Origin of the sequence: Streptomyces sp. NPDC026092 (assembly GCF_040638605.1) — a bacterium.
Lineage (GTDB): Bacteria > Actinomycetota > Actinomycetes > Streptomycetales > Streptomycetaceae > Streptomyces.
The window spans coordinates 17,781-36,473 of record NZ_JBEZYN010000007.1 but is presented as its reverse complement, the minus strand read 5'-3'; the positions used below and the strand labels follow the sequence as shown (position 1 = coordinate 36,473).

Genomic DNA, 18,693 nt, shown 5'->3' with positions numbered 1-18,693 from the left:
CGAATGGTCCCCTTCCGGGACTGTTCGCCCCTATGACGGTCCACCGTCCGAGACGCACGCTGGATGGCGAGAGCGCCGGTCTCGGGAGGGCCGCGGCCAGGCGCGCGGGTCGGGAGGCGAGAACAATGACTGCGACCGGAACACGGAAGGGTGCGGTGAAGCCACGCGCCGGGTTGTGGGCTCGCATCGGCGACCGGCTGATCGTGGGTGGTGCCACGGTCGGGGACGAGGGGCGTGACGGTGAGATCGTCGGGCTGCACCACGTGGACGGCACTCCCCCCTTCGACGTCCGGTGGTCGGACACGGGCCGGGTCACTCTGGTGTTCCCGGGCCCGGACGCGCGGGTCCAGCACTTTCCGCCGCATGACATGAGGGCCGCTGCGCGGTCGTGAACGCCGCTACGCGGTCGTGAACTCCGCCGCTGCGTCGACCACGCCGGGCACGGCCCGGGTGAGCCGCAGAGCCAGATCCGTAGGTACGGACTGGGGCAGATGTCCGGTGAACGTCACCACGCCGTCCGCGACCCGTACGGTGAGTGCAGCGTCGCCCTCCGGGATCAGGTGCGTGAGGAGTTCGTGCCTCACGTCCTCGGCGAGTTCGGCGTCGGAGCGCAGGTAGACCTTGAGCAGGTCGCCCCTGCTGACGACGCCGACCGGGCGGCCGTCCTCGTCCACCACGGGAAGTCGCTTGAGACGGCCCCGACCCATCAGGCGAGCGGCCCCGGCGATCGTGGCACCGCGCGACACGGTGACCGCCGGCGCCGACATCAAGCTGCCCGCCGTCACCGATCCCACGCTGTCCCGGTCCTCTCCCGGAACCTTGCCGAGAATGTCCGCCTCGGACACCACGCCGACCACCCGCCCCTCGGCCGACAGCACGGGAACCGCGCTCACGCCCCAGCGCCGCATGGACTGGACGATCTCCTTGACCGGCGCATCGAGCCTGGCGGAGACCACCGCATGGGTCATCACGTCGTCGACGGTACGTGGGTGCTTCATGACCGGCCTCCAGTACTCCTGCGCCCCGAGTCCTGTTGCTGAGAGCGTGTCGCCGCCGGGCGGCAGCGGCAAGGGCCGAAAGGGGCACGCCCGGACCCGGGCAGCCCTGGCACGGACCGTCGACCGGTGCTTTCCTGAAAGTGAGGAGGGGCCCGCCCCAAGGACGCGGGGAAGCGGCTTCGAGCCGCGCACCGCGCGATCAGGATCCGCGAGAAGCGGATGGGCCCCTCCTCCCGTCGTGTCGCGGCACCGCTCCCCGCGTGGTCCGGGCGGACCGTGCCCGGGACCGACCGGCCCTACCCAGCCCCCGCAGCCGGTGCGAGCGTGGGAGCAGGCCATCACTCGACCCGGAAGGCGGTGAGCACGATGGAAGCGCCCCTGGTGGTAGGGGTCGACGGCTCCGACGCCAGCTTCACGGCTTTGGACTGGGCCGTCGACGAAGCGGTACGGCACGGGTTTTCCCTGCGGATCGTCCACGCCTCGATGTGGGAACGGTACGAAGGAGTCGTCCCGACCTGGGCCACGAACCGGCCCTCGGGCCAGGTCCTCGCCGAGAACATCGTCGGCACCGCGGCCGAACGCGCGCGACGCCGCGCACCCGACCTCCCTCTCACCACTGAGGTCCTCGCCGAGGACGCCGCCAGCGGGCTGCTCAGGGAGGGGCGGGAGGGCTCGTTTCTCGTCGTCGGGTCCAGGGGGCGCGGTGAGTTCGCCGACCTTCTGCTCGGATCCGTCAGCCTCATCGTGGCCGCCCGGGCCCACTGCCCGGTCGTCGTCGTCCGCGGAGACCGTCATGCCCTGGAGGCACGCCACGGGCGCGTCCTGCTCGGCGTCGGAGACCACGACGTCGACTCGCCGGCCGTACGGTTCGCCTTCCGAGAGGCGGCCGTCCGCGACGCGGAACTCGATGTCGTCCGCACCTGGCGACGGCCGGCCCGTGAACCGATCGACCACCCGCTGATGAGGGGTGACGAGGGAGCCTACTTCGCGGAGCGGTCCTCCGAACTGCTCGACAAGGCCCTTGAGGCCGCGGCGTCCGAGCATCCCCAGGTACGCCTGCGCAGGACCTCGGCCGAGGGCTCCGCCCACAGAGTGCTGACCGAGCGCTCCGCCGCCGCCGACCTGCTGGTCGTCGGGGCTCGACGCAGGGATGGGCTCGTCGGCATGGAACTCGGCAGGGTGGCTCACCGCGCTCTGCACCACGCCTCGTGCCCGGTCGCGGTCGTTCCTCAGAGGCGTCCCGAGACCACGGAAGGAGAGCAGCGATGAACAGGGACGGCGACCGGAACGCCCCGCATGCCACGAGCGACCTCGGCCGCCGTGTTGCGGCCAGGCGTGCACAACTCGGCCTGTCCTGGGAGGACGTGGCCGAGAGAGCCGGCTCCACGCCCGGCTACGTCGCCTACGTGGAGCAGCAGGTGCCCACCCCAGGTGTCGAATTCCTGGTCCGGCTTGCGAATGCCCTGGAGACCACCGTCCAGGATCTCACCGGGTACACGGTGGAGCTCGCGCCCGGAGCAGCCCGTGCTGGGTACCGGGCGCGGATGGAGGAGATAGGTGAGGCGGAGTGCTGGGAGCTGCTCGGCGGCCATGGCGTCGGCCGGGTCGCCATCGAGGGGCCGGAAGGGCCGGCGGTGTTCCCTGTGAACTACCGGGTCGTCGACAGGGAGATTGTCTTCATGACAGCAGCGGACTCGTCCCTCGCGCGCGCCTCGGCGTCCGGCTCAGAGGTCGCCTTCGAGGAGGACCGGTTGGACGAGGCGTTCAGCCAGGGTTGGAGCGTGCTTCTGGTCGGCCCGGCACGCACGGTGCCGGACGAGACCTCGGTACGGAGGATCAAGGACGCCGGCAGCCCGGAGCCGTGGGCCGGAGACGGGCGCGACACCCTGGTGACGCTCTCGCCGCGCCGGGTGACCGGCCGCCGCATCCGGGTGCCGGGCGCGCCCGGCACTCCGTCCGGGTCTGCTGACCGAGGGCCGTCGCGTTCGTGATCCCTGAGTGGTCGCGTACGTGATCCCTGAGTGCTGGGCGGGCTCGAAAACTGCTGCGGCGGGCGTGCCCGGCCGCCCGCCCGCGCGGCGCCTGGTACACACGGCTGACACGGCCGAGGACGAGGCGCAGCTCAGTCCCCTGTGCCGATGGGGCAGGGGATCGACAATCGCGTCCGCTCACATCAACGCCCGCTCACACCAACGGGATGACCGCGACCGGCGCGGGGCTGTGGTGGATGACCGCGTGGGCGACATGGCCGAGATGTGCGCCGAGGGGGACCTTCCGGTTCCGCCGTCCCACGATGACGAGTTGCGCCGTCCGTGACGCCTCGACCAGCTGGTACGCAGGCGAGCCCACGATGGCTTTGGCCGCGACCTCCACGCCCGCGTAGCGCTTCCGCCACGGTTCCAGGAGGTCGTCCAGACCTCCGAGGAGTCGGCCGCCCAGCTCCTCACCGATTCCCGGGTCCATGACGGCCGCGTAGCCGTACGAGGCGGGAAGCGTCCAGCTGTGCAGGAACCGCAGGGGCAGGCCCCTGCGCGCGGCTTCGTTGAACGAGAACGCGAGCAGAGCTTCGCACGGGTGGAAGATGTCGACGCCCACCACGATTCCGCCTTCGGGGGCCCCGGGGGTGCCCTCTGCGCGTACGAGGACGACCGGCCGGCGGGCCGCGCCGACGACGGCAAGGGAGACCGAACCGACGAAGAAGCCCCGGAACCCACCGAGCCCACGCGATCCGAGCACCGTCAGCTCCGCGTCGTTCGCGGCGGCCGTCAGTTCGTCGGCCGCCCGGCCACGCGCACGCTCCGTGAGCACTTCGAGGCCGGGATGGTCCTTCCGCACACGGTCCGCCTCGTCCCGCAGGAGATGCTCGGCCCGCTCGGCCAAGGTGCGTGCGTACGGCAGGGGCACCTCAGGGGTGTTCGGCCACTCCTCCACGTGCACCAGCCGAAGGGGCTCTTCGCGCAACACCGCTGCCGTCGCCGCCCAGCCCACAGCGGCGAGGCTTTCCTCCGAGCCGTCCAGACCGACGGTGACCTGGGCCGTCATGGAGAGCCTCCTCAGTCGTGTCCGCTCCGCTCCGTTCCGTGCGTGATACGGATCGGAGAGGACATCCCGACTTTCAGGCTGGTGGTCCCGTGTCTCTCGGCAGCAGGGCCGGTCAGGTCTCGATCGGGGCCGAACGGCCCATCCCAAGAAGGCCCGCCAGGGTGTCAGCGTGGGAGGTGTCGCCCCTCGGGAGATGCTCCCGAGCGCCGGGCGTACCCGCAGGAGGAGCCATGACCAGCGAGACCCCCGCTCGACCGGAGCTCGGCAACGTCGTCGTGGGCGTCGACGGGTCTCCTTCCGGGCGCACGGCCGTACTCTGGGCCGCCGCCGAAGCGGACCGACGCGGACGGCCGCTGCGTCTCGTCCACGCCGCCGACACCGACCGCCGGGCCCTCTTCGCCAATGCCGAGACGATCCAGGCGGTGCGCGAAGCGGGCCGCGACCTGCTGATCGAGACCGAGGGCGCGGTCCAAGAGCGCTTTCCGGACCTTTCCGTCACGAGGGAACTGAGCCGCCAGGAGCCGGTCGCCGGTCTCCGGGCAGCCGCAGGCCACCGGGGCACGATCGTGGTGGGCAACCGCGGCCTGGGCGGATTCTCCGCGCTCATGCTCGGCTCCGTGGGTCTGGGGGTGGCAGCCCGTGCCGAGGTGCCGGTGATCGTCGTCCGTGGTGAGAGCGACCGCCCCGAGTCGGGCTCGGTGACGGCAGCCGTGCACGGTGCCTCGGACATCGGCTGGCTGCTCGTCGCGGCTGCCGAGGCGGACGCCCGCAAGGCGGTGCTGCGCCTGGTGAGTGTCTGGAACGTGCTCACCCACGTCGGCAGCGTCGCGACGATGTTGGACGACCTCGACGAGATCGCGCGGCAGCGTGTGCACGAGATCAAGACGCTCGCTGACCTCGTGCACGACTTCTACCCCGGACTCAACGTCAGCCATCACGTGGAAACGGGCACGAGCACGCCCGGGATCCTGGTGGAGGCGACAGCCCACACCGATCTGCTCGTGATGGGCAGAGAACACCGAGTTCTGGGCGCAGGCCCGTCTCTGGGGCGCGTCGCCCACGTCCTGCTCCACCACTCCCATTGCCCGGTGGAGATCGTCCCACCCGCCTTCGCCACCCGGGTCGAAGAGACGTGAACGAGATACTGCTCGGAATCGACCCCCGGGAGCAGTCGATCCCCGCTCTCGTCTGGGCCGCCGACGAGGCCGTACGAAGAGGACTGGCGCTTCGCCTGGTCGTCGCCGTACCGCCCGCTCACGACTGGCTTCGTTACGACGCGCTTGCCCACCAGAGCGCCCTGCGACTCCGCGCGGAGTCGGCGATCGCCAATGCGGAGGACCTCGTGCGGGAACTCCACGAAGGTCTGCGTATCGCGACGGAACGCGTGAACGGTGTGCCGGCGACCGTGCTCCGCGACCTGGCGGCGCACGCCGCGCTCGTCGTCATCGGCTCGCGCCGTCTCGGCCGGGCGGCCGAAGTCTTCAGCGAGAGCTCCGTGGTCGCCCCGCTCGCCGCCCGGGCCGAATGCCCCGTCGTCGTGGTCCGAGAACCCGAACACAGTGCCGTGCACCCACCGACCCTCGTCGTCGGCGTGGACGGAAGCGAGTCCTCGCGGGCCGCGGTCGCCTTCGCCTTCGAGGAGGCGAGCCTGCGCGAGGCACGACTTCGTGCCGTCTGGGTCTGGCCCCCTGCCATCCTCGCCCACGACGACGTGGACGAGGGGCTGGCCGAGCGCCGTAGGCTGCTGGCCGAGTCGGTGGCCGGGTGGGCGCAGAGGTATCCGGACGTCGCCATCTCCCAAGAGGTCCTTCGAGGACACCCGGTCGAGCAACTCGCCCTGGCGTCACAGGAGTCCCTCGCCCTGATCGTCGGCCGCAGAGGCCGCGGCGGCTACTCCGGCATGCGGCTGGGTTCGACGGTCCACGGCGTGTTGCACCGCGCCATGTGCCCCGTGATCACCGTCCCCCTTCCACAGCGCGAGGAGCGTGTCGGCGACCCGGCATGGGCCGACCGGTCCCGTTCCAGGACGACCGACCGGCCCCGCCGGGCTGACCCGCTCGGCACTGGGGCGCGACGGCCTCCACACGGGACGGTGGGACGCGAGGACGACCCCGGTCCGTCCTCCGGTTCCCCGGAGAGGTGAGCACCATGCAGCGCATCCGGATCAGCCACCGGCCCCGACAGCCCCGCCGGCCGAGCACCCTCGATCTGCGCACGCCGTCCGGCCGACCGCTCCCGTACTGAGGAAGCCTGCGAGCCACGGAGGATGTCATGGAGCCGACGCGACGCGTCGTACCGTTCAGTGAGCTGAGCCGCTCGGACGTCGGTCGGGTGGGAGGCAAGAACGCCTCGCTGGGCGAGATGACCAACCGGCTCGGCGCTGCGGGCGTACGTGTACCGCCGGGCTTCGCCACCACCGCCGAGGCGTACGAGGAGTTTTTCGCGGGCCACGGACTGCGCCACTCCGTCGAGGAGCAGATCGGCCGCCTGCACCAAGGGGCCCCGCTCGACGAGGTCGGGGCGGCCATCCGTTCGTCCTTCCTGGCGCAGCCACTGCCCCAACCCCTGCGGGACGCCATCCTGACCGCGTACGAGCAGCTGGCCGAGGAGAGCGGCCGGGAGGTGCCGGAGGTGGCCGTGCGCAGCAGCGCGACAGCCGAGGACCTGCCCGAGGCGAGCTTCGCCGGGCAGCAGGAGACCTATCTGAACGTACGAGGACCCGAGGCGCTCCTGGAGGCGTGCCGACGCTGCTATGCCTCCCTGTACACCGATAGGGCGATCGACTATCGCGAGCGGATGGGCTTCGACCACCTCGCCGTCGCCCTCTCCGTCGGCGTCCAGCTCATGGTCCGCTCCGACCTCGCCGGCGCCGGCGTGGCCTTCACCCTCGACCCGGAGAGCGGCTTCCCCGAGGTGATCGTGGTGAGTGCCGCCTGGGGCCTGGGCGAGACCGTCGTCAGCGGCCAGGTCGACCCCGACGAGTACACGGTGTTCAAGCCCAGCATGAAGGACCCCTCCCTCAATCCCGTGATCGATGTGCGGATCGGCACGAAGCGGCTGAAGACCGTGTACGCGGACACCGGGCTGACGCACACGGTCGACACCCCCGACGCCGAGCGGAGCCAGCGGGTACTCAGTGACGCGGAGATCCGCGAGCTCGCCGCATGGGCGGCCGCTGTCGAGGAGCACTACGGCTGCCCGATGGATCTGGAATGGGCCAAGGACGGGCTCACGGGCGAACTCTGGATCGTCCAGGCGCGTCCTGAGACCGTGCAGTCGCGCCGTCGGTCCACGACCCTCCGTCGCTGCCGGCTGACCGCCGTCCCCGGTGAAGCCCTCGTGGAGGGCATCGCGGTCGGCGAGGCGATCGGCCAGGGCCCCGTCGTCGCCCTCGATGCCCCCGTGGATCTCGACCGGTTCCCGAAGGGCGGGGTTCTCGTCACCCGAATCACGGACCCCGACTGGGAACCGGTCATGAAGAGGGCGTCGGCGATCGTCACCGACCACGGCGGCCGCACCTCGCACGCCGCCATCGTCAGCCGCGAACTCGGCGTCCCCGCCGTCGTCGGCACGGGCACCGGCACCCAGGTTCTGCAGGAGAGCAGGCAGGTGACCGTCTCGTGTGCCGAGGGCGAACGCGGACGCGTCTACGACGGGCTGCTCGCGTACGAGGAGATCCTGACCGACCTCGCGGAGCTGCCCGTCACGCGCACCCGAGTCATGCTCAACCTGGCAGACCCGTCGGCCGCGTTCCGCTGGTGGAGGCTCCCCGCCGACGGAGTGGGCCTCGCGCGTCTTGAGTTCATCGTCGCCCACCAGGTGAAGGTCCACCCGATGGCCCTGCTGCACCCGGAGCGGCTCGATGCACATGACCGTGATGTGATCGACCGGCTCACCGAGGGGTACCTGGACCGCGGACAGTACTTCGTCGATCGCCTGGCCAACGGGATCGCCCGGATCGCCGCTTCCCGCTGGCCGACCCCCGTCGTCGTGCGGACCAGCGACTTCAAGACCAACGAGTACGCCAAGCTGCTTGGCGGTCGGCCCTTCGAACCTGATGAGGCCAACCCCATGATCGGCTGGCGCGGTGCGAGCCGTTACTACAGCGACGGCTACCGCGAGGGATTCGTCCTCGAATGCCGTGCGCTGCGCCGGGTCCGTGAGGGGATGGGACTGACGAACGTGGTCGTCATGATCCCGTTCTGCCGGACTCTCGGCGAGGCGGACCAGGTCCTCGCGGTGATGGCGCAGGAGGGACTCGCACGAGGTGAGAACGGCTTGCGCGTCTACGTCATGGCGGAGATACCGGCCAACATCATCCTCGCCCAGGACTTCGCGGAACGCTTCGACGGGTTCTCGATCGGCAGCAATGACCTCACCCAGCTCACGCTCGGCGTCGACCGTGACTCCGAGGCCCTCGCCCACGTCTTCGACGAGCGGGATCCCGCCGTCGTCCGCAGCATCCAGACCCTCGCCGCCCGCGCCCACGCGGCGGGCCGCCCGGTCGGGCTGTGCGGGCAGCGGCCCAGCGACGATCCGGCGTTCACCGCGATCCTGGTCGACGCGGGCCTCGACTCCATCTCCGTGGCGCCGGACAGCTTCGCCGCCGTCAAACGGCACGTGGCCGCAGCGGAGGCGACGCTCGAGAGCGGCGCCGGACGAACGGAGGAGTGACCATGCCCAGGAAGACACGGCAGCAACTTGCCCGGGACACCGTGCCGACGGCCAAGCTCGGTCGACCGGCTTCCACGGACACGCGGCGCGGGCGCTCCGACGAGGCCCAGCCGCCCTCAGGGGGAGTGAAGCGTCCCCTCCGCCCGGTACACACCATCAGGGCGTCGACGCTCTTCCTCTGAATGAACGGCGAATCGGCCGGATCGAGAGTAGGGGGCCCGAAAGGAGGCCGCGGCCATGACGACCGCAAGGGAAATGATGCACGCCGGTGCGAGCTGCGTGCAGGAGAACGAGACGCTGATGGACGCCGCGCGGCGCATGAGCGAACTGGATGTCGGCGCCCTGCCCATCTGCGGGCCGGACGACCGGCTGCACGGCATCATCACCGACCGGGACATCGTGGTGAAGTGCCTCGCCAAGGGCAAGGACCCCCATCACATGACGGCCGGGCACCTCGCTCAGGGCAAGCCGATCACCGTGGACGTGGACGCCGACAGCGAACAGGTCCTGCGCACGATGCAGGACCACCGCATCCGCCGCGTGCCCGTGATCGACGACCATCGCCTGGTGGGCATGATCAGCGAGGCGGACGTGGCCCGGCACCTTCCGGAGGAACGGGTGGGCCACTTCGTCGAGGAGATCTGCCGCTGACAGCAACGGAGCCGTGGCGCCATGGGCCGGTCGGTCCAGGTGCGGTCCGTTCGGCCCCGTCGGACAGCCCCCTTGGATGCTGCGCAGCGTGACCGCGCGGGCGGACGATGGGGTTACGGAGTCGGACCGGCCCCGTAACCCGGTCCGCAGCTCGTCCGTACCGACTCGGGTCCCTCGCGACCGCCCTGGGCCCCCGAACGAGGAGTAGAGCAATGGCCGGAGGCAAGGTGGAACGCAGGCACAGCCTCTTCCCCGACTTCAACGACTGGTTCAACCGAGAGTTCCCGGGGCTGCCCGGGTGGCGACCCGCGACGGCTGCTCACTCCATTCCCGTCGAGGTGACCGGCGGAGAAGGCATGTACGTGTTGCGGGCCGAACTTCCCGGGATGGACCCCGACGATTTCACCATCACCGTCGACGACAACCTGATCACGGTGAGTGCGGAGCACAGCGAGAGCGAGGAGGACAAAGAGCACTCGGAGTTCCGCTACGGATCGTTCCGCAGGACCGTGCGACTTCCCGGCACCATCCCGGCCGATGACGTCGAGGCGTCGTACGAGGACGGCATCCTCACCATCCGCGTCCCGATGCCCGAGGAGAAAGCCGACGCCGTACGCACCATCCCGGTGAAGCGAGGCGGCACCCCGCCCGAAGGAGCCACATCGTGAACCCCAAGCGAGTCCTGGTCGCCTACGGCAGCAAGGCCGGCTCGACCGCCGGCATCGCCGAGGAGATCGGCAAGACGCTCCGGGACGACGGTTTCGACGCCGTCGTCCTGCCGGCCGACGCCGTCACCGACGTGAACGGCTACGACGGCGTCGTCCTCGGTGGAGCCCTCTACGCCGGGCACTGGACCGGCAAGGCCCGCCGGTGCGCCCGGCGCAACGCCGACCAGCTCAGACAACGGCCGCTTTGGCTCTTCAGCAGCGGCCCCGTCGACAGCTCCGCGGACGAGCGTGACATTCCGCCCGTGCGAGGGGTCGCCCGGCGGATGAAGAAGCTCGGTGCTCGTGAGCACATGACCTTCGGCGGCGCCGTGACGGCCGAGACGTCGGATCCCGTCGCCCGGCACATGGTGGAGCGAGGCAAGGGCGGCGACTTCCGTAATCCGGAACGGAGCCGGGCGTGGGCCCACCACATCGGAACGGAACTCGACGCCGCCCCCTGAACGGCGTCCCGGATCTTTCAGCCGGCCACACCCGACGGGAGGTGCTGCATGTCTCACCCGGAGTCTTCGAGCGACGGGTCCATCCCGCTGGCGAAAGGATCCCGCGGGCGTGCCGCCTACGTCCTCGTCCTGATCGTCGCCCTGGTCTGCGGCGCCGTGGCCGCCGGAATGCTGTGGAACGCCGGAGCCAGGATCGATCGCGAACTCGCCGCCCACCGTCATCAGGTGCAGGCGACGACCACAGGGCCGGCCAAGGACCCCTCTGCCGCCGCCAGGTACGGCACGCAGCCGCAGGCCCTCGCACCGGCAGTGTGGGAACAGCCAGAGCACGTCAGCCGATCCGGGACCATCCACGTCCCGCCCCGGACTCCCCAGGGCCGCACCGTGACGATCTGGGTGGACGACGCAGGGGCCCCTGCCCGGCCCCCGGGTAGCGCTGCGGACCGAGCATTCACCTCCCTCTCGGGCGGTATCGCGGCGGCAGGTGCCGTCGGGGTGACGGGGGCCGGCGTGGTGCTCCTCGTGCGGCGGCAGGGCGAAGGTCACCGGCTCGCGGCCTGGGAGCGGGAGTGGGAGCAGGTGGAACCCGTCTGGTCAGGCCGCCTGCACCGGGGCAGCGATGCCGGGGGTGACGATGACTGATCGTGCCGCTGGCCGAGCCGCAGCGGCGGAGGCGAGCACCACCCCTGCCCCGGCTCTGCCCTTCGACCCCAGTGAACCCCTGCCCAGACTGCGCAGGGAACTGGCCACAGGACCAGACGGACTGTCCGCTCGCGAGGCTGCCCGCCGGCTCGCCGTTCACGGTCCCAACGAGGTACGGCGCAAGGCTCGCTCCTCTTTCGTGAGGGAGCTGGTGGGGCAGTTGATCCACCCCCTCGCCCTGCTGCTGTGGGCCGCAGCCGTGCTGGCCTTCGTCGCGGACCTCGCGGTGCTTGGTTGGGCGATCCTCGCGGTCATCGCCGTCAATGCGGCCTTCGCGCTGCTTCAGGAACGCCAGGCGGAGCGGGCGGTGGAGACCCTCGCGCGCTATCTGCCCGAACACGCCCTCGTCGTACGCGACGGCCGGCCGCTCACCGTGGAGGCCCGCGACCTGGTGCCGGGCGATGTGATCGTCCTGGAGGAGGGCGACAAGGTCCCTGCCGACGCGCGTGTCTCCGAAGGCGGAGTGGAAGTCGATCTGTCGATGCTCACGGGGGAGTCGGTCCCCGCCGAGCGCATGGCCGCGGCCGGGCTCCTCGGGGCCCCGCTACTGGAGGAGCCGAACCTCGTGTTCAGCGGGACGACCTGTGTCGAAGGACAGGCTCGTGCGGTCGTGTTCGCCACTGGCAACCACACCGAGCTCGGCCGGATCGCCGCTCTCAGTCAGCGAACCCGGCGCGAGGCCAGCCCCCTGGAGCGGCAGGTCAAGAAGGTGGCCTGGCTCATTGCCGGCGTCGCAACGGGCATGGGGGGCGTGTTCCTGGTCCTGGGAGTGGCTGTCGGGCTGCCGGTGACCGACTCCCTCATGTTCGCCATCGGACTCCTCGTCGCCAACGTCCCCGAGGGGCTGCTTCCGACCATCACCCTGGCCCTCGCCGTCGGCGTCCGCGCGCTGGCGCGTGAGGGTGCCCTGGTGAAGCGGCTCAGTGCGGTGGAGACACTCGGTTCCACGAGCGTCATCTGCACGGACAAGACCGGCACGCTGACCCGCAACCGCATGAGCCTGAGGGTGCTGTGGACTGCGGGTCATGGAACGGAACCCGGCCCCTGGGCCCGGGAGCTGGCACGGGCGAGCGCGCTGTGCACCACGGTCACCGGTGACGAGGACGGTGAGCTGCACGGTGATCCGACCGAGGCCGCCCTCGTCACCGGGTCCGCCGACCGCGGGGTCCCGGTGGATCTCACGCGGCGCGACAAGGGACGGCGCAGACTGTTCCGCTTCGACCCGCGGCTGCGGCTGATGTCGGTCGTGCAGGACGACGAGGCGACGGGTCGCCCGCGGATCGTCACCAAGGGGGCGGCTGAAGCCGTCCTGACCCGCGTGCGTCCCGACTCCGCCACGGAGGCGGCCCGCTCGGCGGCGGAGGAGCTGGCCCAGGGTGGCATGCGGGTCCTCGCCGTTGCCGTGCGCGACCTGCCGTCGGGCGCGGAGTCGCCGTCGGACCGTCAGGAAGCCGAATCGGGACTGACACTGCTCGGTCTTGTCGGCCTGTACGACCCGCCGCGCCCCGAGGTGGCGGAGGCGGTCCGCCGCTGCCACGAGGCCGGGATGCGCGTGCACATCGTGACGGGGGACAGCGGAGCCACCGCCGCGGCGGTGGCCCGGGAGGTGGGCATCGGAGTGCCCGGCCTGCACGTCGTCGCGGCTTCCGAGTCGCTGGGCGACGACGAGCTCGACCGGCTCCTGGTGGAGGGGGACGCCGAGATCGTCTTCGCCCGCTCCTCGCCCGAGACGAAGCTCAAGGTGGCCGACACCCTGCGGGCCCACGGTCGGATCGTCGCGATGACGGGTGACGGCGTCAACGACGCCCCGGCGCTGCACCGCGCCCATATCGGGGTGGCCATGGGACGCTCCGGCACCGACGTGGCCCGCGAGGCCGCCACCATGGTGCTCACCGACGACGACTTCGCCACCATCGTGACCGCTGTCGAGTCCGGGCGTCGCGTCTACGACAACGTACGCAAGTTCATCGTCTACATCTTTGCCCACGCGACCCCGGAGATCGTTCCCTTCCTCGTCTTCGCACTGTCCGCCGGTGCCGTCCCACTCCCGCTCACCGTGCTGCAGATCCTCGCCATCGACCTCGGCACGGAAACACTGCCCGCACTCGCTCTCGGCCGGGAACGCTCCGAGCCCGGCATCATGCAGCGGCCGCCCAGGCCACGGCACCAGGGTGTGATCTCCCGCGACATGCTGGTCCGCAGCTGGGGCTACCTGGGCCTGGTGTCGGCAGCCCTCGTCATGGGTGGCTACTTCTACGTGCTGTGGCGCGCGGGTTGGCAGCCGGGCGATCCCACGGGTACGGGCAGCCCTCTCCACCACGACTACGTGACGGCCACCACGGCCACCTTCGCCGGCATCGTCACCTGCCAGGTCGGCACAGCCCTCGCGGCCCGCACCGACCACGCGGCGCTGCGCGACATCGGGTTGTTCTCGAACCCCTTGCTGCTGGCCGGTATCGCCTTCGAGCTCGCGTTCACAGCCGCCCTCGTCTACGCGCCCCCGCTCCAGCACCTCTTCGGCACGGCCGCCCTGCCCCTGGACGTCGTCCTGATCATCGCGACGTTCCCGGTCCTGGTGTGGGGCACGGACGAACTGCGGCGTGCAAGGCGGCGCCGTCAGCGGCCGGCGACGGTGCGCTCGGTCCAGCCCGGCTCCGTGCCGCCCTGATCGAGACGGAAGGGCGGGTAGGCGTCCGTCATGAGGCTCGCGTATGCGGCGACGCGCAGGACCCAGCGGTTCAGGCCGACGATCAGGGCGAACAGGTCGCGCGGATACCGATCCGTGAAGGCCACGGCGAAGCCCGCGATGAGCGTGAGGAGCGTGATCAGTCCGCTGCTCCACCATCCTGCGTGCATGCCGCTGGTGAAGAAGGCGATCACGAGGTAGTGGGGGATGGCGAGCAGCCACCATTTGACCAGGACCTGCGAGCGGGAGAGGCGCTCCGGGTAGGCGATGTCCAGCCGGGCGGGGTAGTCCGGCTCGGGGCCCAGGCTGAAGGGCGGGTAACGGTCGGTGCCGAGGGCGCCGTACGAGTAGTACGACACGCGCCAGGACCAGCGGAGGACGCCGAGGTTGAAGTCGAACAGGCCCCGTGGGAAGCGTTCGGTGAACAGGATGGCGAAGAACGCGATCACCGTCACGACGAGGAAGGCGATCCAGAGGAAGAACAGCACGATCCAGTGGGGGATCACCAGGACCCATTTCACCAGCCACAGCCAGCGGGACAGCTCCTTGTCCAGCTCGGCCGTCACGTTCACGGGAACGTACGGGGCACTCGGGGTGACCATGATCGTCACTTCCTCGTCAGGTCGTCGTCTTCGTACGTGAGTCGGTCGACGACCCCCACGACGCCGTCGACGCTGTTGCAGAGCTTGAGGAGCACCGGAACGAGGCTGCGGCGGCGGACCGTGCCACTGAGGGTGACCCGGCCGTCCACCACCTCGACCGACAGGGCGGACGGGCTCAGCCTCAGGGTGTGGGTGATCACGTCCTCGACGATCTCCTCCTGGATCGCCCGGTCCCTGCGTAGAAACAGCCGGACGAGGTCGCTGCGGCTGAGCACGCCCACGAGCCGCCCGTCGTCGTCGACCACGGGCAGGCGCTTGACGCCGGCCCGGTCCATCACGCGTGCGGCGCGCACCACGCTCCACTCGGGTCGGGCGACGACAGCGGGACTCGACATGAGGGCGCCTGCGGTGTCGAGCCCGGCCCCGGAAGCACGGCGGCGGACCAGGTCCGCCTCCGAGACCACGCCGAGTGGCCGGTTCGACTCGTCCACCACGCACACCGCGGTGATGTCGAATTCGTCCAGGAGCCGTGCGACCTCTTTGAACGTCGTGCCCCGAACGACGCTGACTGCCGTGGGTGTCATGAGATCCGCGACGCTGCGGTGCCTCATCGCTCGTCACCTTCTCACGCGTTCGACCGGCGCCCCCACGTTCAGGATCGCCCGCTGCCGCCGTCCTGGGGAGGGCCGTCCGGCCCCTGGGGATGCCCGTGGTCGCCGGCATAGGCCGCGAAGACCCGCTCGGGTCCCCCGGCCGTGTGCAGGAAGCTCTCGTCGAGCACCACGGCCAGGTCTTCCAGTGCCCTGCGCAGGACCGACGCGGAAAGCCTGACGTCCGGGTGGTGCGCCCCGTCGGCTTGGTCCGCGAGGCGCAGGGCGTAGCGGATCTGCCGGGGCAGGGACGTGTTCTCGTCCCCGTCGTGGAAGTAGTACGACTCGGCGTACTGAAGGAAGTCGACGGTGATGGTGGAGAGGGCGGAGGCGAGTCCGTCCAGGAGCGCGGCGCCGCCGTCGGAGTCGAGGGCCTGGGCGGTGGCGCTGCTGCGGCGCACGTGGGACAGCCGCAGGGCCAGCGATCTGCGGCGGGCGAGCGCCGGGTAGATGCCGAGGACCCAGGCGACGGTCGCCGACAGCAGGACGAAGCCCACGAGGGCCTCCATGGGAGCGAGGACCCGCAGCCATCCGGAGGCCGGCGCGATGTCGCCCAGTCCGAGCGTGGCCAGGGTGACCAGCGAGATGTAGAGGGCGTCGAGCGGGCCCGCGTGTTCGGACGGGACGAGCCCCGTCGTGTACGAGAAGTCCTCCGGCATGTGGGGCCAGTAGATGAGCCCCCACCCCACGGCCACCGTCAGCGCCCACGCGGCGACGACCACCACCATGCCGAGCGGGCCCGCTAGACCGGCCGGCCGCCTCCGCCCCCCGAGGCGTGCGGACAGCCACCAAAGGGACACCATCACCAACCTGCTCAGACCTCCGTGACGGGTCGGGTGCCAGAGCGTGTGGAACACGTCCCGGAGGATGAACAGCACCAGGACAGCACCCACCGGCGTCGCAAGCCACGTCATCCCCGCATCCTTCCCACGACCGGCGACGGCGTCCCGGCGACGGGCTTCGATCTCAGGCCACTGGCCGTGCCCGCTCGCTCCATCGGGCGCGCCGTCTCCGCCCGCGTGTCCCTGTTTTTACAGCCCAACTTGTGTCCGGGCCTCGATGCGGCCTCGTACGACGGTCGTCAGAGCCGACAGCCGGTTCGACATCACAGACACCGGGGCCACGGGGTCCTCGATGCGGCGCGCCACCTCCGGCAGTGCGGCGAGATCCGCATCGAATCGGGCGCGGGCGGCGGCCAGGGTGTCGGGCCGTTCCGTGCGGAGCCCGCCGTGCATCATGGTCTGCAGCAGTGGCTCCGTGGCCTCGGGTGGCTGCTCGTGCGCCAGGCCGATGACATCGCGGAAGCCGGGGCCGCGGAACACCTGTTTCGAGGCCGGAGCCGTCACCTTCGCCGGCGAGAGCTTCATGACGGGCCGGCCGTCGTACTCGACCAGCTTGTACGCCGCGTCCAGATACGGGGCGTCGGCGGTCGTGCCGACTTTCGTCCCCACGGCGAAGACGTCGATGGGTGCCCTGTCCCTCACGAGTGCGGCGACGGCGTACTCGTCGAGGCCGCCACTCGCGATGATCTGCACGTCTCTCAGCCCTGCCGCGTCGAGTGCGGAACGGGCGCGTCGGGAGAGGGCGCCGAGGTCGCCGCTGTCGAGGCGGATTCCGCACCCCGGGCCGAGCCGCAAGTCGTTCAGGACGCGCGCGGCCGTCGCGACCCCGCGGTCGGTGTCGTAGGTGTCGACCAGGAGGGTCACGGGGCCCGGATGGGTTCGGGCAAACGCTCGAAAGGCGTCCTCTTCCGAGGCGAAGGTCTCGACGTAGGAGTGGGCCATGGTGCCGGATACGGGAATGCCGTACCGGGTGGCGGCGGCGACGTTGCTGGTGCCTGCGAACCCGACCAGGGCGCAGAGGCGCGCGGCCTGCATGCCGGCCTCGGGTCCGTGGTCGCGGCGCAGAGAGAAGTCCACCAGGGGCCGCCCGGCGGCGGCGAGCACACACCGCGCCGCTTTGGAGGCGACCGCCGTCTGGTGGCAGACGAGGGACAGCAGGTACGTCTCCACGAGCTGGGCCTGTGGCAGGGGCGCGGTGACCTCCAGGAGCGGCTCACCCGCGAGGACGAGCCGCCCTTCGGGTACGGCGCGGACCTGGCCGTCGAATGACAGGCCGTGCAGCGGTTCCAGGTCCTCGACCGGCCGACGCAGCGCCTCGGCGAACTCCAGGACGTCGGAGCGGCTCACCCGGAACCGGGAAAGGTAGTCGAGGCCCGGTTCGAGCCCCGCCGCGACGAGGAATCCGCGGCCCGGGGGTAGGTCGCGGACGAAGAGGCTGAAGGTGGCCGGGGCCCGCATGCCCTCCCGCAGGTACGAGAGCGCCATCGTGACCTCGTACAGGTCGGTGCAGGTCACCTGAGACATGCTGCGGGAATGCGCGGTGCCCCCGTGACCCGTGTCGGAAGGACCGGACATGGCTACGTCCGGCCCTGGGCGGTGAGCTCGCACCGCACGTCCACCACGCCTTCGACAGCGCGGGCCAGGCGGGCTGCGAGTGGGATGCGTGCGCTGTCGCGGACTTCCCCGGCCAGGGTGACGACTCCGGCGTCGACACGGACGTCGACCTGGTGGTGGGAGAGCGGGAACAAGTGATCGATGACGTCGTGGCGCACCTCGGCGGCGAGATCCTCGTCCGGACGGAGGAAGACCTTGAGGAGGTCGGAGCGGCTCACGATCCCCTGGATCGTGCCGTCGGCGTCGACGACCGGCAGCCGCTTCACGCGATGGGCGGCCATGAGACGCGCGGCCCGAGGCAGTGACGCCTTGGAATCGACGGTGACGGCGGGCGAGGTCATCAGGTCCTCGGCCCTGTGAAGGCCGGCTTTGGCGGTGGAGTCGAGACGGCGCATCTGTTCGACGATGCCGAGGCGGTGGTCGTGGAACTCCTCCTTGTGGAGCAGATCCGCCTCGGAGACCACTCCGACGACACGGCCCTCGCCCTCGACCACGGGCATGGCCGTCACCTTCCACCGCTCCATGGTGGCGACGATCTCCTTGAACTCCGCGCCGGGGAGGACGGCGACGACCTTCTTGGTCATGACGTCGGCGACTGTGAACGGCTGAGGTGTCATGGCTCGTTCCTCACGCGAGGAGTCGGCGCTCCTGCGCCGCGGCGACGGCCGCGGACACCGCCTCGCCGATCGAGATGTCCTGTGCGCAGCGACCCCTGAGCGTCCTCCCGTCGAACTCCAGGGCGTGCACCTCGGTGGTGGCTGTGGCGCCGAAGAGCCACTGGTACGGAGGGATCATCCAGGAACAGCCGAGGAGATCTCCGGCCACCAGCGTGTCCACGAGAGCGGGGCCGGGACCGGGGACGTGCTTGTTCAGTTCGACTCGCCCGGACTCGATGATCCAGAAGCGGTCGGCATGCTCCTCCTCGCGGAAAATGCGCGTGTCCGCGGCGAAGCGGACCTGACGCGCCTGTCGCAGGAGCTGGTCGCGCGCCGCCGGAGCGAGATCGTTCAACAGCATCCTCATAGTGCTCATGATCTGCCTCCCGCCTTTCCCCACAGACTTCC

At 70.7% G+C, this 18,693-nt stretch carries 18 protein-coding genes and 1 pseudogene; 11 read left to right on the top strand and 8 right to left on the bottom strand.

Translation table 11 applies throughout. The annotated features are described in order from the left end of the window. Nucleotides 1-173 precede the first annotated feature (173 nt). Nucleotides 174-353: pseudogene (locus AB0F56_RS13490) on the top strand (DUF1918 domain-containing protein); the annotation flags it as partial. A 45-nt stretch (nt 354-398) separates the two neighbouring features. Here the strand turns inward: AB0F56_RS13490 and AB0F56_RS13485 are convergent. Further along, nucleotides 399-998, bottom strand: a complete 600-nt coding sequence (locus AB0F56_RS13485; protein WP_362008001.1) for a CBS domain-containing protein — start codon at nt 996-998, stop codon at nt 399-401. Nucleotides 999-1,364: 366 nt separating this feature from the next. Between AB0F56_RS13485 and AB0F56_RS13480 the strand changes: the two genes are divergently transcribed. Together AB0F56_RS13480 and AB0F56_RS13475 are read left to right on the top strand one after the other, a co-directional pair. Next, nucleotides 1,365-2,267 (top strand): universal stress protein, encoded by a 903-nt coding sequence (locus AB0F56_RS13480; RefSeq protein ID WP_362008653.1) that lies wholly within the window; start codon nt 1,365-1,367, stop codon nt 2,265-2,267. Next, nucleotides 2,264-2,989 carry a pyridoxamine 5'-phosphate oxidase family protein gene (locus tag AB0F56_RS13475; RefSeq protein ID WP_362007998.1) on the top strand — a complete coding sequence of 242 codons (726 nt, stop codon included), beginning with the start codon at nt 2,264-2,266 and terminating at the stop codon, nt 2,987-2,989. The genes AB0F56_RS13480 and AB0F56_RS13475 overlap by 4 nt, the downstream gene beginning before the upstream one ends. Before the next feature lie 193 nt (nt 2,990-3,182). Here AB0F56_RS13475 and AB0F56_RS13470 read toward each other — a convergent pair whose 3' ends face one another. Next, the gene (locus AB0F56_RS13470; protein ID WP_362007995.1) at nt 3,183-4,040 is read right to left on the bottom strand and encodes a universal stress protein; all 858 of its coding nucleotides are present in this window, start codon (nt 4,038-4,040) and stop codon (nt 3,183-3,185) included. 230 nt (nt 4,041-4,270) lie between these two features. Between AB0F56_RS13470 and AB0F56_RS13465 the strand changes: the two genes are divergently transcribed. The 8 genes from AB0F56_RS13465 to AB0F56_RS13430 all read left to right on the top strand — a co-directional run bounded on the left by AB0F56_RS13465 (nt 4,271) and on the right by AB0F56_RS13430 (nt 13,903). Next, the gene (locus AB0F56_RS13465; protein WP_362007992.1) at nt 4,271-5,176 is read left to right on the top strand and encodes a universal stress protein; all 906 of its coding nucleotides are present in this window, start codon (nt 4,271-4,273) and stop codon (nt 5,174-5,176) included. Further along, on the top strand, nt 5,173-6,183 hold the full coding sequence (locus AB0F56_RS13460) for a universal stress protein (RefSeq protein WP_362007990.1): 1,011 nt from the start codon (nt 5,173-5,175) through the stop codon (nt 6,181-6,183). The genes AB0F56_RS13465 and AB0F56_RS13460 overlap by 4 nt, the downstream gene beginning before the upstream one ends. A 128-nt stretch (nt 6,184-6,311) precedes the next feature. Next, complete coding sequence (gene ppsA, locus AB0F56_RS13455; protein ID WP_362007987.1) at nt 6,312-8,714, top strand: phosphoenolpyruvate synthase; 2,403 nt, start codon at nt 6,312-6,314, stop codon at nt 8,712-8,714. 237 nt (nt 8,715-8,951) lie between these two features. Further along, on the top strand, nt 8,952-9,365 hold the full coding sequence (locus AB0F56_RS13450) for a CBS domain-containing protein (protein WP_362007984.1): 414 nt from the start codon (nt 8,952-8,954) through the stop codon (nt 9,363-9,365). Nucleotides 9,366-9,577: 212 nt separating this feature from the next. Further along, entirely contained in the window at nt 9,578-10,033 is a 456-nt protein-coding gene (locus AB0F56_RS13445) for an Hsp20/alpha crystallin family protein (protein ID WP_362007981.1), read from the top strand. Further along, the gene (locus tag AB0F56_RS13440; RefSeq protein WP_362007978.1) at nt 10,030-10,533 is read left to right on the top strand and encodes a flavodoxin domain-containing protein; all 504 of its coding nucleotides are present in this window, start codon (nt 10,030-10,032) and stop codon (nt 10,531-10,533) included. Before AB0F56_RS13445 ends, AB0F56_RS13440 begins: the two co-directional genes overlap by 4 nt. Before the next feature lie 48 nt (nt 10,534-10,581). After that, on the top strand, nt 10,582-11,175 hold the full coding sequence (locus AB0F56_RS13435; protein ID WP_362007975.1) for a hypothetical protein: 594 nt from the start codon (nt 10,582-10,584) through the stop codon (nt 11,173-11,175). A 55-nt stretch (nt 11,176-11,230) separates the two neighbouring features. Next, complete coding sequence (locus AB0F56_RS13430; protein WP_362008650.1) at nt 11,231-13,903, top strand: cation-transporting P-type ATPase; 2,673 nt, start codon at nt 11,231-11,233, stop codon at nt 13,901-13,903. On the opposite strand, the gene AB0F56_RS13425 is transcribed toward AB0F56_RS13430, so the two are convergent. The 6 genes from AB0F56_RS13425 to AB0F56_RS13400 all read right to left on the bottom strand — a co-directional run bounded on the left by AB0F56_RS13425 (nt 13,852) and on the right by AB0F56_RS13400 (nt 18,661). Further along, on the bottom strand, nt 13,852-14,523 hold the full coding sequence (locus tag AB0F56_RS13425) for a DUF4389 domain-containing protein (protein WP_362007973.1): 672 nt from the start codon (nt 14,521-14,523) through the stop codon (nt 13,852-13,854). The genes AB0F56_RS13430 and AB0F56_RS13425 overlap by 52 nt on opposite strands. A 5-nt stretch (nt 14,524-14,528) precedes the next feature. Further along, nucleotides 14,529-15,134 carry a CBS domain-containing protein gene (locus AB0F56_RS13420; protein ID WP_362007970.1) on the bottom strand — a complete coding sequence of 202 codons (606 nt, stop codon included), beginning with the start codon at nt 15,132-15,134 and terminating at the stop codon, nt 14,529-14,531. Between the two features lie 41 nt (nt 15,135-15,175). Next, nucleotides 15,176-16,087, bottom strand: coding sequence for a potassium channel family protein (locus AB0F56_RS13415; RefSeq protein ID WP_362007967.1), 912 nt, complete (start codon nt 16,085-16,087; stop codon nt 15,176-15,178). 117 nt (nt 16,088-16,204) lie between these two features. Next, nucleotides 16,205-17,539 (bottom strand): nicotinate phosphoribosyltransferase, encoded by a 1,335-nt coding sequence (locus AB0F56_RS13410; RefSeq protein ID WP_362007964.1) that lies wholly within the window; start codon nt 17,537-17,539, stop codon nt 16,205-16,207. A gap of 53 nt (nt 17,540-17,592) precedes the next feature. Further along, nucleotides 17,593-18,246 (bottom strand): CBS domain-containing protein, encoded by a 654-nt coding sequence (locus tag AB0F56_RS13405; protein ID WP_362007961.1) that lies wholly within the window; start codon nt 18,244-18,246, stop codon nt 17,593-17,595. Between the two features lie 10 nt (nt 18,247-18,256). Continuing rightward, the gene (locus tag AB0F56_RS13400) at nt 18,257-18,661 is read right to left on the bottom strand and encodes a cyclic nucleotide-binding domain-containing protein (RefSeq protein ID WP_362007958.1); all 405 of its coding nucleotides are present in this window, start codon (nt 18,659-18,661) and stop codon (nt 18,257-18,259) included. Nucleotides 18,662-18,693 lie beyond the last annotated feature (32 nt).